19 protein-coding genes are annotated in these 14,256 nt (G+C 61.5%); 11 read left to right on the top strand and 8 right to left on the bottom strand.

Going from position 1 to position 14,256, the window contains the following annotated elements:
* Nucleotides 1–33: 33 nt before the first annotated feature.
* Complete coding sequence (locus tag A477_RS0109915; protein WP_017198850.1) at nt 34–1,263, bottom strand: GAF domain-containing sensor histidine kinase; 1,230 nt, start codon at nt 1,261–1,263, stop codon at nt 34–36.
* Nucleotides 1,264–1,341: 78 nt separating this feature from the next.
* On the opposite strand from A477_RS0109915, the gene A477_RS0109910 reads away from it, so the two are divergent.
* The gene (locus A477_RS0109910; protein WP_017198849.1) at nt 1,342–2,757 is read left to right on the top strand and encodes an MFS transporter; all 1,416 of its coding nucleotides are present in this window, start codon (nt 1,342–1,344) and stop codon (nt 2,755–2,757) included.
* Nucleotides 2,758–2,768: 11 nt separating this feature from the next.
* On the opposite strand, the gene A477_RS0109905 is transcribed toward A477_RS0109910, so the two are convergent.
* The gene (locus A477_RS0109905) at nt 2,769–2,969 is read right to left on the bottom strand and encodes a hypothetical protein (protein WP_157367072.1); all 201 of its coding nucleotides are present in this window, start codon (nt 2,967–2,969) and stop codon (nt 2,769–2,771) included.
* Nucleotides 2,970–3,134: 165 nt separating this feature from the next.
* Between A477_RS0109905 and A477_RS0109900 the strand changes: the two genes are divergently transcribed.
* From A477_RS0109900 to A477_RS0109875, 6 genes are all read left to right on the top strand, one after another.
* Nucleotides 3,135–3,545: a DUF7793 family protein gene (locus A477_RS0109900; RefSeq protein ID WP_017198847.1), complete on the top strand. Its 411-nt coding sequence runs from the start codon at nt 3,135–3,137 to the stop codon at nt 3,543–3,545.
* A 51-nt stretch (nt 3,546–3,596) separates the two neighbouring features.
* Complete coding sequence (locus A477_RS0109895; protein WP_017198846.1) at nt 3,597–4,094, top strand: hypothetical protein; 498 nt, start codon at nt 3,597–3,599, stop codon at nt 4,092–4,094.
* Between the two features lie 141 nt (nt 4,095–4,235).
* Nucleotides 4,236–4,439: a hypothetical protein gene (locus A477_RS0109890; protein ID WP_017198845.1), complete on the top strand. Its 204-nt coding sequence runs from the start codon at nt 4,236–4,238 to the stop codon at nt 4,437–4,439.
* A gap of 116 nt (nt 4,440–4,555) precedes the next feature.
* The gene (locus A477_RS0109885; RefSeq protein WP_237715772.1) at nt 4,556–5,359 is read left to right on the top strand and encodes a DUF1206 domain-containing protein; all 804 of its coding nucleotides are present in this window, start codon (nt 4,556–4,558) and stop codon (nt 5,357–5,359) included.
* Nucleotides 5,360–5,454: 95 nt separating this feature from the next.
* On the top strand, nt 5,455–6,390 hold the full coding sequence (locus tag A477_RS0109880) for an SDR family oxidoreductase (RefSeq protein WP_017198843.1): 936 nt from the start codon (nt 5,455–5,457) through the stop codon (nt 6,388–6,390).
* Between the two features lie 47 nt (nt 6,391–6,437).
* Nucleotides 6,438–7,001, top strand: coding sequence for a cysteine hydrolase family protein (locus A477_RS0109875; protein WP_017198842.1), 564 nt, complete (start codon nt 6,438–6,440; stop codon nt 6,999–7,001).
* Nucleotides 7,002–7,010: 9 nt separating this feature from the next.
* Here A477_RS0109875 and A477_RS23700 read toward each other — a convergent pair whose 3' ends face one another.
* From A477_RS23700 to A477_RS0109850, 4 genes are all read right to left on the bottom strand, one after another.
* Nucleotides 7,011–7,250, bottom strand: coding sequence for a GyrI-like domain-containing protein (locus tag A477_RS23700; protein WP_017198841.1), 240 nt, complete (start codon nt 7,248–7,250; stop codon nt 7,011–7,013).
* A 57-nt stretch (nt 7,251–7,307) separates the two neighbouring features.
* Entirely contained in the window at nt 7,308–7,568 is a 261-nt protein-coding gene (locus A477_RS0109865) for a hypothetical protein (RefSeq protein ID WP_017198840.1), read from the bottom strand.
* Nucleotides 7,561–7,830, bottom strand: a complete 270-nt coding sequence (locus A477_RS0109860; protein WP_017198839.1) for a GlsB/YeaQ/YmgE family stress response membrane protein — start codon at nt 7,828–7,830, stop codon at nt 7,561–7,563. The genes A477_RS0109865 and A477_RS0109860 overlap by 8 nt, the downstream gene beginning before the upstream one ends.
* A gap of 305 nt (nt 7,831–8,135) precedes the next feature.
* Nucleotides 8,136–8,333 (bottom strand): CsbD family protein, encoded by a 198-nt coding sequence (locus A477_RS0109850; RefSeq protein ID WP_026005501.1) that lies wholly within the window; start codon nt 8,331–8,333, stop codon nt 8,136–8,138.
* A gap of 185 nt (nt 8,334–8,518) precedes the next feature.
* Here A477_RS0109850 and A477_RS0109845 point away from each other — a divergent pair, with 185 nt between their 5' ends.
* Nucleotides 8,519–8,953, top strand: coding sequence for a hypothetical protein (locus tag A477_RS0109845; RefSeq protein WP_017198836.1), 435 nt, complete (start codon nt 8,519–8,521; stop codon nt 8,951–8,953).
* A 49-nt stretch (nt 8,954–9,002) separates the two neighbouring features.
* Here the strand turns inward: A477_RS0109845 and A477_RS0109840 are convergent, their stop codons facing one another.
* On the bottom strand, nt 9,003–9,707 hold the full coding sequence (locus tag A477_RS0109840; protein ID WP_017198835.1) for an alpha/beta fold hydrolase: 705 nt from the start codon (nt 9,705–9,707) through the stop codon (nt 9,003–9,005).
* A gap of 42 nt (nt 9,708–9,749) precedes the next feature.
* Nucleotides 9,750–10,319 carry a YdeI/OmpD-associated family protein gene (locus tag A477_RS0109835; RefSeq protein ID WP_017198834.1) on the bottom strand — a complete coding sequence of 190 codons (570 nt, stop codon included), beginning with the start codon at nt 10,317–10,319 and terminating at the stop codon, nt 9,750–9,752.
* A 184-nt stretch (nt 10,320–10,503) separates the two neighbouring features.
* Between A477_RS0109835 and A477_RS0109830 the strand changes: the two genes are divergently transcribed.
* Genes A477_RS0109830 through hpaE form a run of 3 tightly spaced genes read left to right on the top strand, consistent with a single transcriptional unit; the run spans nt 10,504 to nt 14,244 of the window.
* Complete coding sequence (locus tag A477_RS0109830; RefSeq protein WP_017198833.1) at nt 10,504–12,021, top strand: fumarylacetoacetate hydrolase family protein; 1,518 nt, start codon at nt 10,504–10,506, stop codon at nt 12,019–12,021.
* Nucleotides 12,014–12,697, top strand: a complete 684-nt coding sequence (locus A477_RS0109825) for a GntR family transcriptional regulator (protein ID WP_017198832.1) — start codon at nt 12,014–12,016, stop codon at nt 12,695–12,697. Before A477_RS0109830 ends, A477_RS0109825 begins: the two co-directional genes overlap by 8 nt.
* A 35-nt stretch (nt 12,698–12,732) precedes the next feature.
* A complete protein-coding gene (hpaE, locus tag A477_RS0109820) occupies nt 12,733–14,244 on the top strand; it encodes a 5-carboxymethyl-2-hydroxymuconate semialdehyde dehydrogenase (RefSeq protein WP_017198831.1) in 1,512 nt (503 codons plus the stop codon).
* Nucleotides 14,245–14,256 lie beyond the last annotated feature (12 nt).

Here is a 14,256-nt window from a genome sequence, read left to right as displayed (position 1 = left end):
AGCGCCAAAGACCCCGGAGACACCCCGGAGGGGCTAGAAACCGGCTGGAAAGCTAACAGTGACTGTGGTTCCGCCGTCGGGGGTTTCAGCCAGGGTGAGGTCGCCACCATGTGCTTTCGCGATGCTGCTGCAGGTGGCAAGACCGAGTCCGGACCCCGGGCCGTCGCCTTGCCGCCGCAGACGCACCAAGGGTTCCAGGACCTTTGCGCGGTCCTCGGGTTTGATGCCCTTACCGTTGTCCGCCACGGAGATCGTGGCGCCGTGATAGTTGGAAACCCCGCTGACCCGGACTCGGAGATCGCGCTCGGGGCTGCGGTAGTTCATGGCGTTGGAGAGCAGGTTTTGCAGCAGCGTGCGGAGCTGTCCGCGGTCGGCGTGGAGATGCAGATCTTCGACGTCCACCATGCCGTCGTTTTCGATGCCCAAGTCGCGGACAACTTCCTCGGTGACCTGGCGCAGGGACACCTGGACCGGCTGTATTGCACCGCCCACCCGGGAGTAACTCAGCACGTCTTCGAGCATGCCGAGCATCCGCCGCCCGCTGGAGCCAATGCGGTCCAGATAGCGCGCGGCGGTGCTGTTAGGTTCTACGTCGGGATCGTCTTCCACCAGTTCCACGTAGCCGAGGATGGTGGTGAGGGGAATGCGTAGATCGTGGCTGACGCGGCCGGCAAACCCGGCGAGCTTGGCGTTGCTTTCCTTCAGCTCGGCATAGGTGCGGTCCAGCTGCACCGTGCGGTGCTGAAGCTCCAGAAGCTCAACTACCTGCTTCGCCAGGACCTCAAGCATGCTTACTTGCTCGGGGCGCAGATCCTTGGTTTTATCCGAAAAGACGCACAATGTTCCGGGCACGAAACCCGATTCTGTTTGCAGCGGGACAGACGCATAAAACCGGACTTTGCCTATTTCGCCAGTGACAAAGGGATTGTCCGCGAAACGCGGGTCCTTGGACGCATCGGCCACCACGGTACGCTCGCGGCTGAGGAACACTTTGGCGCACATGGAATCCTCGCGGGAGCAGACTCCGGGGTCAACACCCCAGGCCCCGATTTGGTGCTGGTATTCCGCGCTGATGATGTTGACCACGCCAAATGGAGCGCCGCAAAGCTCCGTTGCCAGCCGCACGAGGTTCTGCAGTGCGCTCATGACTGCGGCGTTGGGGAGGAGAGCGGAATCCGTTGCGGGGTCCAAGCCATATTCCTGCAATTCCAGGTCACGGCTGATGTCATCGGTGAAGGACAGATGCCCTTGAACTTCCGTCATGTTATTACTCCCCCAAGCGTCTTTAGGATTCCCAGCCGATACTACCGGGACGCTGGCCGCGGTGGTTTACTGGGACGCATGACCGAGCAGGAACCGGCCTCCGCCGCGTCTACTGACAGCATCGACCTCTCCGTACGCACTCCCGCCCAAAGATCCCGGACTTTTACGGGGATCCTGGTGAACACCGCCCTCGCGAACATCACCACGAGTTATCTCTGGTTCGCCCTGACCTTCTGGGTGTACTTGGAGACGCGGAATGTCATTGCCACAGGGGTGATCGGCGGCGCGTACATGCTGCTGATCGCCCTCTCCAGCATCAGTTTCGGAACCTTCGTGGACCGTTACCGCAAATTGGCCGTGATGCGTTTCGCCGCAGCCTTCACCATGGTGATGTTCGTCCTCTCAGGCGTCATGTTCCTGCTGACACCCGAGCAGGCGCTACTGGACCTGACACAGCCATGGTTCTGGATCTTCACCATGATCATCCTGATCGGCGCAGTGGTGGAGAACATGCGGAATATTGCCTTGTCCACCACCGTCACCATCCTGATCGAACCGGATCGGCGGGCCAATGCCAACGGGCTCGTCGGCATGGTGCAGGGGCTCATGTTCATCGTCACCTCGGTCCTTTCCGGGCTATCGGTTGGACTGCTGGGCATGGGGTGGACGGTAGTTGTCGCCTTGGTGCTGACCGCCTTGGCCTTCGGGCACTTGCTCATGCTGCGGCTGCCGGAGGAAGTGAAGGCGGCGCCTTCCGACGCGCAAGGCGGGTTCGACTTGCGGGGGTCGTGGGCTGCCGTCATGGCAATATCCGGCTTGTTTGCGCTGATTCTTTTTTCCACATTCAACAACTTCATCGGCGGCGTCTATATGGCGTTGATGGACCCTTACGGCCTGGAGATGTTCTCCGTGGAGATGTGGGGAGTTGTCTTCGCCATTGGGGCCACGGGGTTCATTGTTGGCGGTGCGCTGGTCGGCAAGTTCGGCCTCGGGTCCAATCCCTTGCGGACCATGCTCATTGCCGTGGCGTTGATGGGGTTCATCGGTGCGGTGTTTACGCTCCGCGAGTGGGCTTGGCTTTACATCGTGGGAATCTGGCTCTACATGGCGCTGGTGCCTGTGGTTGAAGCCGCTGAACAGACCGTCATCCAAAAGGTGGTGCCACTACCTCGGCAGGGCAGGGTGTTTGGTTTCGCCATGGCGTTCGAGTCCGCGGCGGCGCCCATCACCGCCTTCCTCATCGCACCGATCGCCCAATTTTGGATCATCCCCTACGCCCGATCCGAGGAAGGGGCGGCCAGCCTTGATCCCCTGCTGGGCGAGGGGATTTCCCGCGGCATCGCCTTGGTGTTCCTGGCCGCCGGCATCATCATGATCGTCGTCGCGTTGATCGCCTTCCTGACTCCGGTCTACCGCCGCGTATCTGCCTCGTATGCGCAGACAGCGGTGGAAGAACGGGAAAGCCAGGATGCGGAGTCGCCGTCCTCACATTGATGCGGAGCTGATCAGGAAGCTTCCTTCAACGCGGCATCGGACACGGCGGAGCTGCCCGGATCGCTCCTTTCCAAGGCCTGTCCGGACTTAAGGGCCTTGGTCCATGCTTCGGTGGGAGCAACAGCGGCCCAGTTGGAGTTCAGCAGCGCGAACGGACGATCTGCCGTGACCCTCAGGCAGAACTTTTCCAGCACCTCTTCCACCTCACCCACGGACTACAGGCGCCGCTTTACTGCATGACGGCCCTTACGGCATGATTCGGATATAAAGCAAACATCACTCTTTTCCGATGAGACGTGGTGACTGCTGAGTGGCAGGGTGGAGTCAGCCCGTGCTTGAAGGTAGTCCTGCGATCCTGCAGAGATGGAGACGGTTCTATGGCTGAAGCGGATCGCGGCGATTACACCATCCAGCTCGAACCGGGCAATGTCTTGTTACTGGTTTGGGTTCCGGGCGTCAGAATTGAAGCCGGCAACGCCCGGGCTGCCGTGGACGCCGTCAACGAGTTCGCCGCGGGCAATCGTTATCCCCTGCTGGTCAGAATGGCTAATGCGAGTCACTTGAGCCGCGCGGCGCGTGACGTTTTCATCGAGCCCTGCGCGGCGTCCAGAATCGCCTTGCTGGGTGAAAATCCTGTTGACCGCATACTCGTCGACTACCAATTGGCCGCCCAGCCGGCACCCTGCCCCACCAGGTTCTTTACTTCAGAAACGGAGGCAATGACCTGGCTCCTGGAACCGGAGCAGCAGACTGATGACCAGCAACAGGGCCGTACAGCAACCGGGTGAGAAAACCGTGACGCTCTATACCTCCAACAAGAGGTGTGGAATCATCGGCGAATGGACCAATATCTGTGGGTGTTGAAACAAGATCAACTTGATGTGATTCGCGAATTGGAGCCAGCCAGACTTGAGCTCCTCGACGAGGAAGGCCTTCTCCAACTCCATAAGCGGGTGCGGAAGGCCCGGAACAAATACACCACCAACTATCGGCGCAAAGCGGCAGACGAAGTGCTGGAAGCAGGTGGCCGCGGAGCCGCAGCCAACAAGTCGGACAAAGCGCGTGCCCGGGCCCTGGTGTTCGAGGAAGCACTCTCCATCGTGAGCACCGAACTCGCCAGGGTGGCTCACGAGGCGGCAGAAGAACTCAAGGATGAGCGCCTGGAACGCGCCAGCGCCGACAAGTCCACCGGGCCGGAGAGCTCCGGAACGGGCGCCAAATCCACAACCAGTTCGGGCCGCGTCCGGTCACACCAGAAGACCACCGGCGGAGTGAAACGCGACGCCTCCAGCCGTTCGCAAGGTGCCCAACGCCAAGCCAAAAAAGACGCACGCTAAGATCCTTTTCCTGCACCTGGACCCGCCGGGAGGAAACTTGAGGGAATCTTGAGATGACCCGGCGTCCTTCTTGAGGACCCCGTCCGATGGTTGAAACATCAGCCAATCAGCTGACGGGAACTTCCAGGAAGGACCACCGAAATGACTGACCAGATCTCCGCCAAGTCTGTGACAACCGGCGCCGCCCACACGAATACCGACGCCTCCGCAAACACGGCGGATGCTGCCGGTCACCCTGGGGAAACCGTTGGCCAGACCCGTGCAGTGGTGACCGTCCGTGAGCAGTTCAACCCCCTTGGTGCGGGGCTCCGGAGCATCTGGCCGCAGTCGGTCGTCGGGTTCTAGGGCTCCGAGCTTCCATAGCGCAGGCACCTCGTTATTCGGGCAAGTACCTGCCCGTCGCCCTTTAAGGGACGATGGAGTCGAGTGCGAAAATAAGGAGGCTTGCCATCAAGGAAGAGATGAGAAAGGCCGCTGATGTGGCCGAGGAAGCCGCGAATTCGCAAGCTTTCGCAGCTGTTGCCCGGGCCGGTTATGCCGTGAGCGGGCTGCTGCACATGCTCATTGGCGCCATCGCGATCCAACTCGCAGTTGGCCGCGGCGGCGAGGCTGATGTCAGCGGCGCGGTGACCGAGCTGGCCAATAAGCCAGCGGGACCCCTCCTGCTCTGGGCCTGCTTTGCAGCCTGTGCGGCGCTGGCCCTGTGGCAGTTGGGAAATGCCATCCTCGGATATCGCATCGCGTCTGATAATAAATTGACCAAGCGGTTGTCGGCTTTAGGTCAGGCGCTGGTATTCGCTGCCTTGGCCGCCACCATCATGTCCTTCGTCGTGGGGCGGGGCCAGAACAGCCGGGAGTCCAGCAGCGACTTCACCGTCACTCTTATGAAGGCGCCGTTCGGGGTATTCCTGCTGGTCGCCATCGGCGCAGGCATCGCGATTACCGGCATCGTCTTCGCGGTGAGGGGTTTCCGTCGAAAGTTCACCAAGGACCTTTCCCTGTCATCCAGCCCGGGCGTGCACAAGTTCCAACTCTGGGTTGGCGTGGTGGGCTACATCGCCAAGGGGATCGCCCTCTTCCTGGTGGGGCTGCTGGTGGTCATTGCCGCTGTTCGCGCGCAGCCGGAGCAATCAACGGGCCTGGATGGAAGCTTGAAAGCCTTGAAGGAGCAGCCCTATGGTCCGTACCTGTTGGCTGCCGTGGCGTTGGGGCTCATTGCCTATGGGTTGTTCCTGATGGTCAAAGCGAGGACCCTCCGGACCTAGTCCAAGTGCGTTTAGGAGCTGGAAGCCGGGGTACAGGGCAAAAGTACCGTGGAGTAGATAGAGCACCGTGCCGTGCAATGAAAAGGGGCAGAATCATGACTCAAGGTGATCCGAACCAGACTGACAAGCCGCAAACCGACGGGAACCGTCTCACCTCCGCGCCATCGGACCCCCGCCGCGGATACCACTCGGGCGAATTCCCCCAGCAGGAGCAGGAACAGCCGGGCCTCACCAAACCACTGGATCCGCAACCGGATCACGGCGAGAAGAGTTATGTGGGGCACGGACGCCTCCAGGGCAAGACCGCCCTGATCACCGGCGGCGATTCCGGCATTGGTGCTGCGGTAGCCATTGCCTACGCGCGCGAGGGCGCCAACGTGGCCATTAGCTACCTTCCGGAGGAAGAGGAAGACGCGCAGTCGACGGCGGAATGGATCCGTGAGTGCGGAGCGCAGGCGCTGCTGTTGCCCGGTGATGCGCGGGATGAAGGTTTCGCATCTGAGATTGTGGAACGAACCGTGCAGGAGCTTGGTGGGCTCAATGTAGTGGTGTTGAACGCGGCGTACCAGAAGAACCGTGAAGGCCTGGAGACCATCCCCACCGAGGAGTTCGACCGGGTCTTCAAGACCAACCTGTACTCACTCATCTGGACGGCACAGGCAGCCATCCCGCATCTGCGTCCGGGCGCCTCGATGATTGTCACGGCCTCCATCCAGGCGTTCAATCCTTCGGCCCAGTTGATCGACTATGCCATGACCAAAGCGGCCCAGGTTGCCTTCACCAAGGCCATGGCCGAGGAGCTCGGGCCCAAGGGAATCCGTGTCAACGCGGTGGCGCCGGGCCCCATCTGGACTCCATTGATTCCAGCCACCGAGTGGCCGGACAAGCTCCCCACCTTTGGGCAGGACACGCCACTGGGCCGTGCCGGCCAGCCTGCAGAGCTGGCGCCCGCCTACGTACTGCTGGCATCCGATGAAGGATCCTACATTTCAGGTGCAGTCCTCCCTGTTACGGGCGGTAAGGGACTCTGATCCGTAGCCGGGCGGTTATCGAGCTTCAGGAGTAAAGGGAGAAAAGAATGTTCGCTGTGTTGGTGATTGACATGCAGAACGCCTACTTCGAGGACCCTGCCCTGAAGGGTCGTCAGGAAGAAATTGTGGCTGCATGCAATTCGTTGACCAGCGCAGCGCTCCAAGCCGGGGCCAAAGTGCTCCTGATAGGAACCGTCCATGAAAGGGACAAATCCACGTGGAGCCTGAACATGCTTGACGATGACCAAGGCTTCATCTTCAGGGGCAGTGAGCAGGCCGAGTTCGTTTCCGGCCTGCTCACTGCCGATCATCCCCGATTGGTCAAGACTCGGGACAGCGCCTTTTTCGGTACAGACCTGGCCATGCGGCTGAGGAACTGGAGCGTGGACACCGTAATCCTTGCCGGGATTTCAGCCCATAACTGCATCGCCCAAACGGCCGCAGACGCCTTCGCGCACAACATCAAGGTGATCTACGCAGCGGAGGCCATCGGAACGGAGAACGCGGAGGCCGCCGAGTCGGTACTGCGGGTCCTTACCCGTGAATACCGCCAGAACGTGTTGCCCTTGGAAGAAATTCGGCAGCTTCTGGGCTCAGCTCCTTCAGCGTAGTTCTTCCCTTTAACGGGGAATCCACAGTTGCCCGCGGCCGCGCACGCCGCCGGACTCCACCTGAACGCTAAGCATTTCCGGTCCCGGTGCCCACCTGTACGGGCTGGCGGAAAACCACTCTGTAGCGGCGTCTGCCCACATTCCTTGGAGGACTTCCGGGAATTTTCCCTCGGTTACAAAGACCACCCACAGGTCAGCCGGGACCTGCAGGGACTCGGAACCTTCCGGCGCTGGCCTAATTCCGGACAACGCAAGAACCCGGAGACTGCAGCTGCAGTTCTCCGGGTTCCAGGCTGTATTCAGATGTTACGGCCGACTGGAGCCTGACGCTTCTTCGTCCGGTTCGGAGGAGAAGGGCCGGTCCTCAGGTGTGTCTTCCGTGTTGTGCTCGTCCAGTTCGGCATCGGCCGAGGGTACTGTCTTCTCGGCGTAGTCCCCTTCGGTGTAGTCGCCTCCGGCGTCATCCTTCAGGGTCTCCGGGGATACCCCGGCGTCGCCGTAGTCGCCCTCGGAGTACTGGCCTTCGAGTTCGTCGCCGTTGGCGTCGCGGTTCTGGTTGTTAGCCATGGTGGGTCCTGCGGTTGGTGACCAGGCCGTAGATCAGCAGCACGATGATGGAGCCGCCGATGGCCAGGAGCCACGTGGTGAGGGAGAAGAATTCCTGCAGGCCCGTTCCGAAGATGAGCCCGCCGATCCAGCCGCCCAGGAGTGCGCCGACGACGCCCAACAGGAGGGTGATCAGCCAGCCGCCACCCTGGCGGCCGGGAAGAATAAGCTTTGCGATAGCGCCGGCCAAAAGACCGAGCAGAAGAAAACCAAAGAAACCCATTTTTGCTCCTACTTTCTTGTTGATGGAAATTCCATGAACGTGATGAAGCGAGTATGTTCATCGGGTGCCTGTTCCAAGGTGTAGGCACCGTAATGGGGCCCTTGGAGGCCCTATGGAATGTGGGGGATTGGAACTATTTATGCAACCCCGATGAATTTATGAAATGCAGCCAATAAAGCACTCCTGCCGATTGGGTCGGACTCAGTACTACACCAGCAACGCTAGCGGCTCCCGAGACAAGTAGCAAGTAACCTGACTATTAGCTCATCCTTGCTTGCAGTGGTGGAATCCCGCGGATCAGCCGTCTAGTGGTCCTTGAGGGAGTCGCCGACTCCCTTGGCGGCGTCCTTGACTTTCTCGCCCGACTGCTTGAGGTTTGCCTTCGATTGCTCGCCGACGCCCTCGGCCTGCAGATCCCTGTCGCCGGTGGATTCTCCGACCTTTTCCTTGGCCTTGCCGCCTGCTTCTTCGGCGACGTTGCTCATCTTGTCACTCAGCCCCATGGTTTTCACTCCTCGGGTTTTCATGCGCTTACTTCCTGCGGTTATCCGCTGGTTGGCATAACAGCTTAGTCGAATGTGTTATTTCGGCAAATTGCCATTAACCGGCCGGCAATCAATGGTCAGGTGACACGGCATGCCTGGCAGGGATAGTGTCGAGGAATAACACCTCGGAAGGAGTGATTGCTGTGAAAGGCAAAGCATTGTTCGCCGTTGGCGTGGCTGTCGGTTACGTATGGGGATCGAAGTCCTGGCCGGAGGTGTACCGGAGGGTCCGCGGAGGCGCCGGGAAGCTTTGGAAGAACCCCGAAGTTCAAGAGAACGTGCATCAGGCCACGGAAGCAGTCCAGGAATCCGTGCCGGATATCCTTGACAACCTGTATGAGGCCGGGAAGAAGCTGCTGGAAAGGGCAGAGGCGATGTTCCCTGGCATCTCTTCCCCTAAGGCGGGTCAGCACATTGACTCCTCTTCCAGCAGCAAGTCCACGGTCACCACCGTGCCCACTATCAAGTCGGACGTAGTGTCCGATCCTGCCCTGGATGACACCACGGGCAGTGACTGGACGGATGAGGGCGGCGCTGCGCCGGAAGGCCCGGCGACCAACACGCCGCCCAAGGCCTGAACTCACCTCACTGAAGGAAGCGGCGTCAGGTAAGTGCCGACGTCGGGGCCTATTTGGCGCGTTCGACCGCCGTCAGGATCGCCTCGCCGAGCTCTTTGGGTTTGGTGAACTGCGGCCAATGTCCGGTGGGGAGGTCGATGTACTCGACGTCCCGGATCCTGGCGAGTTCCGCCGTGAACGGGTGCCCGGCATCCATCCACTCCTTGAGGAGGGAGGACGGGAACTGGCAGGCGATAATCGTGGCGGGCACGTCGTAGCGCCGGACGTCGCTCAGGTGTTGCTGGTCGAAGGCAACGCCCTTGGGCTCCGGGATGGCCCGTTCCCGGAAAGCGTCCTTGAGGTCGTCAGTCAGGTCAACGAGGTCTTCTTCCTCGAACAATTCCCACGGCGGCAGTGGGATGTCGTCGCCGTCGTCGGGCAGTTCGTCATTGATGACCCCGCCCTCACCGAGTGGTCCGCTGTCAACGTAAATGGCGCGGGCCACTCTGTCCGGGCGGGCATCTGCCACGCCATGGATGATGGCGCCGCCACCTGAATGGCCCACCAGGATGACCTTGCCGTCGAGGGAGTCTACCTTCGCCACCACGGCATCGACGTGGGTGCGGAGGCCGATGCCCGCGCGCGATGCGTCCACGGACTCCAGTCCTGGCAGCGTCAGCGGGTGAACCGTGTAGCCGGCTGCTTCCAGCGGCGGCGTCACCTCCTCCCACGACGACGCGTTCAACCAGAAACCGGGTACGAGGATGATGTCCATGCCGGTACCCTACGGGAGCCCACCGACAGTTTGTAAGAGCGGTTAGCTTCCCTCCGCCAGCTTCTTCACCGCCATCGCCAGGATCCTGGCACGGGACTCCGGGGAGCGGGCTTTGAGGATCTGCAAAATGATGAGGTACCGCTCTGTCTTGCCCAGGAGTTCAAAGGTTCCCTGTGCTGCTTGGTTTCCTGCAAGCGCGGCCTGTAGGTCCTCCGGAACCTCGGCGTTGGCCTGCGAAACGTAGGCGGCTTCCCAGCGGCCATCGGCTTTGGCTGCATCTATTTCGGCGTATCCGGCCGGTTGCATGCGTCCTGCGCTTATCAGTGCTTCCACTTTGCCCACGTTCACCTGCGACCACGAACTTCGAGCCCGGCGGCGGGAGTACCTCTGCAGGAAGGTCTTCTCGTCATGGCCCTTGCGTTGGCCATCGATCCAGCCGAAACACAGGGCGCCGTCCAGCGCGTCCTGTATCTCAAGAAGCCCGGCGCCTGAGTTCTTCTTCCCGATCACAAGCCAGGCCTCGGCCTGGGTGTTGTGGTTCGCGGAGAGCCAGCTTTCCCACTCGGCGCCGCTGGCAAACCTCAGCAGCTCCGGCCCACTCGTCTGCTCCATGCTTTTCCCTTCCCGCTTCACATCGCGCAAGTACCCAGCATCCCCCAACAGGGGTCGTTTGGGCGCTCACAACGGCCCGTGCTGCTACCTGGTTGGGTTTCGGGAAGGGGGTTGACGAGGATCACATCCCCGGGCCATAGTTATCGTATACGATTTCGTACTTGTTCGATCAGGAGGAGGTGCCGTGACATTGGAGTTCCGGACCAAGGAAGTCAGCCAGGACATACTGGCCCGGACGCGCAAGGTCATTGCCGTCCACATCAACTACCCCAGCCGTGCGGCCCAGCGCGGGCGTACTCCTGACCAGCCGTCGTACTTCCTGAAGCCGTCGTCGTCGCTGGCGCTCGGCTCCGCGGATGCTCCCGGCACGGTTGAGCGCCCGGCTGGTTGTGAACTGCTCGGCTATGAGGGCGAGATCGCACTGGTCATCGGCAAGTCCGCCCGCCACGTCGGTTTGGAGGATGCGTGGAGTCACGTCGAGTGGGTCACCGCATCCAATGACCTTGGTGTGTACGACCTCCGTTACGCAGACAAGGGCTCCAACGTCCGGTCCAAAGGGGGCGACGGTTTCACTCCCATTGGTCCTGCGCTGATTCCTGCCGACGCCGTCGACCCGGCCCGGTTGCGGATCCGCACCTGGCATAACGGGGACCTGGTCCAGGACGACACCACCGAGGACCTGCTCTTCCCGTTCGCCCAGCTTGTCGCGGACCTCTCCCAGCTGCTCACGCTCGAAGAGGGTGACATCATCCTCACCGGCACTCCCGCCGGCGCCTCGGTGGCCAAGCCGGGCGACGTCGTCGAAATTGAGGTCACCGGCGGTGAGTTCAGCAGCGGCCGCCTGGCCACCAAAGTAACGGAAGGTACGACGCCGTTCGCGGACTTCGGTGCCCGTCCCAAGACTGATGACACCCAGCGGGAAGAAGCGTACGGATCGCGGGAAGCCGCCGGACTGCCTGCTCCCGACAATGCTTCGGTACTGACTCCGGATCTCAAGAAGAAGCTGGAATCCGTCGCCACCGCCACGTTGTCCTCCCAGCTGCGTAAGCGCGGACTGAACAACGTGAGCATCGACGGCCTGCAGGCCACCCGCCCGGACCGCAAGGTAGTGGGCCTGGCCAGGACCCTGCGTTATGTACCCAACCGCGAAGATCTGTTCAAGACCCACGGGGGCGGGTTCAACGCCCAGAAGCGGGCCATCGATTCGGTGAATGAGGGCGAAATCCTGGTCATGGAAGCCCGCGGCGAGAAGGGCACCGGCACGGTGGGTGACATCCTGGCGCTGCGTGCCCAAGTCCGTGGCGCTGCGGCCATCATTACCGACGGCGGCGTCCGCGACTACTCAGCTGTGGCGGACCTGGAGATGCCCACGTACTTCGCGAATCCACACCCGGCAGTACTGGGACGCCGCCACATTCCGTGGGACACGGACATCACCATCGCCTGCGGCGGTGCCACGGTCCAGCCCGGCGACATCATCGTGGCCGACTCGGACGGCATCCTGGTGATCCCGCCCGCTATCGCCGCGGAACTGGTGGATGACTGCATCCAGCAGGAAAAGGAAGAGGCGTTCATCTTCCAGATGGTCCAGGAAGGCAACAGCGTTGATGGCCTTTACCCGATGAACAAGGAATGGCAGGCGCGGTACGCGGAGTGGGTCACGGGTGAGTGGCACAGCCGGCAAGGAGCCCACAGTGACTGAAACCGCCGTCGGAAGTTCCGCCGTCGGGAACGCCGCCCAAAGCAAGTCCGAACAGGCCTATGCCGCCGTGAAGGCGCGCATCGTTGAGGGGACCTACACACCCGGTTACCGGCTGGTGCTCGCCAAGATCGCCGAGGACCTGGGCTTCAGCGTGGTCCCCGTGCGCGAAGCGATCCGCCGACTCGAAGCCGAAGGGTTGGTCAAGTTCGAACGGAACGTCGGCGCCACGGTGTCCGGGATCGACCCCACTGAGTATTTGTACACGATGCAGACACTCAGCATCGTGGAAGGCGCGGCCACGGCTCTTTCGGCTCCGCTGATCGATTCCGTCGCGATTGCCCGGGCCCGCGCAGTGAACCAGGAGATGCGCGAGTGCTTGGAGCATTTCGATCCCGTCCGCTTCACGGCGTTGAACCAGGACTTTCACAGCGTTCTCTTTGAACACTGCCCCAATCCGCACATCCTGGACCTGGTCCACCGGGGCTGGAACCGGCTGGCCTCGCTTCGCTCGTCGACGTTCCGGTTCGTGCCAGGCCGCGCGCAGGAATCGGTGCGCGAACACGAAGCCTTGCTGCAGCTTATTGAGAACGCCGCGGATGCCGACACCATCGAAAAAGCAGCCCGCCAGCACCGCGCCGCCACCCTGGACGCCTACCTGGCCCAAGCCAAACAGTAACCACCAGCCATAGATCACTAGTTAGGACATCAACGATGACGACCTCAGTAGAGACCAACAAGCATTACATTCCCGAGAACCTGCCGTCCCACATCCAGCACTTCATCAACGGTGAGTTCGTTGACTCCCTGTCCGGCAAGACTTTTGATGTCCTGGATCCGGTTTCCAACGGCAACTACGCCACCGCTGCTGCCGGACAGAAGGAAGACATCGACCTCGCTGTCGCCGCCGCCCGCGAAGCATTCGTCAACGGTCCGTGGCCGAAGATGAAGCCACGTGAGCGTGCGCGGGTATTGAATAAGATCGCCGACGCGGTTGAGGCGCAGGAAGCCCGCCTCGCTGAGCTCGAAACCTTCGATACCGGCCTGCCGATCACACAGGCCAAAGGCCAGGCGCTGCGTGCTGCCGAGAACTTCCGCTTCTTTGCAGATTTGATCGTTGCCCAGTTCGATGACGCCATGAAGGTCCCGGGTTCGCAGATCAACTACGTGAACCGCAAGCCGATTGGCGTCGCTGGCCTGATCACGCCGTGGAACACCCCTTTCATGCTGGAGTCCTGGAAGCTCGCTCCGGCGTTGGCCACAGGTAACACCGTGGTGCTGAAGCCTGCCGAATTCACGCCTTTGTCCGCGTCGCTGTGGGCTCAGATCTTCAAGGACGCGGGTCTGCCCGACGGCGTGTTCAACCTGGTCAATGGCCTGGGCGAAGAAGCCGGTGACGCTCTGGTGAAGCACCCGGATGTGCCGCTGATCTCCTTCACCGGCGAGACCACCACGGGCCAAACAATCTTCCGCAACGCCGCAGCCAACCTCAAGGGCCTGTCCATGGAACTCGGCGGCAAGTCCCCCTGCGTGGTGTTCGCCGATGCAGACCTGGACGCCGCGATCGATTCGGCCCTGTTCGGGGTGTTCTCCCTCAACGGCGAACGCTGCACCGCCGGCTCGCGCATCCTGGTGGAGCGGGCCATTTACGACGAATTCTGCGAAAAGTACGCCGCCCGGGCCAAGAACATCGTGGTGGGCGATCCCCACGATCCCAAGACCCAGGTGGGTGCCTTGGTTCACCCCGAGCACTACGAGAAGGTGGCATCGTACGTGGAGATCGGCAAGTCCGAAGGTCGGCTCCTGGCCGGCGGCGGCCGACCCGACCACCTGCCCGAAGGCAACTACATCGCACCCACGGTGTTTGCCGACGTCGCGCCTGACGCACGGATCTTCCAGGAGGAAATCTTCGGTCCCGTCGTGGCCATCACGCCCTTTGATAACGACGACGAAGCGCTCGCCTTGGCGAACAACACCAAGTACGGCCTGGCGGCCTACATCTGGACCCAGAACCTCACCCGGGCACACAACTTCTCCCAGAACGTCGAGGCCGGCATGGTGTGGCTCAACAGCCACAACGTCCGCGATCTGCGTACCCCGTTCGGTGGCGTCAAGGCCTCCGGCCTGGGTCATGAGGGCGGCTACCGTTCCATCGATTTCTACACCGATCAGCAGGCCGTGCACATCACACTCGGCTCTGTTCACACTCCCAAATTCGGCGCCTAAAGCTTCCCACCG

The organism is Arthrobacter sp. M2012083, assembly GCF_000281065.1.
Classification (GTDB): Bacteria; Actinomycetota; Actinomycetes; order Actinomycetales; family Micrococcaceae; genus Arthrobacter.
Note: the sequence above shows the minus strand (reverse complement) of the source record. Positions and strands in the feature narration are given on the sequence as shown.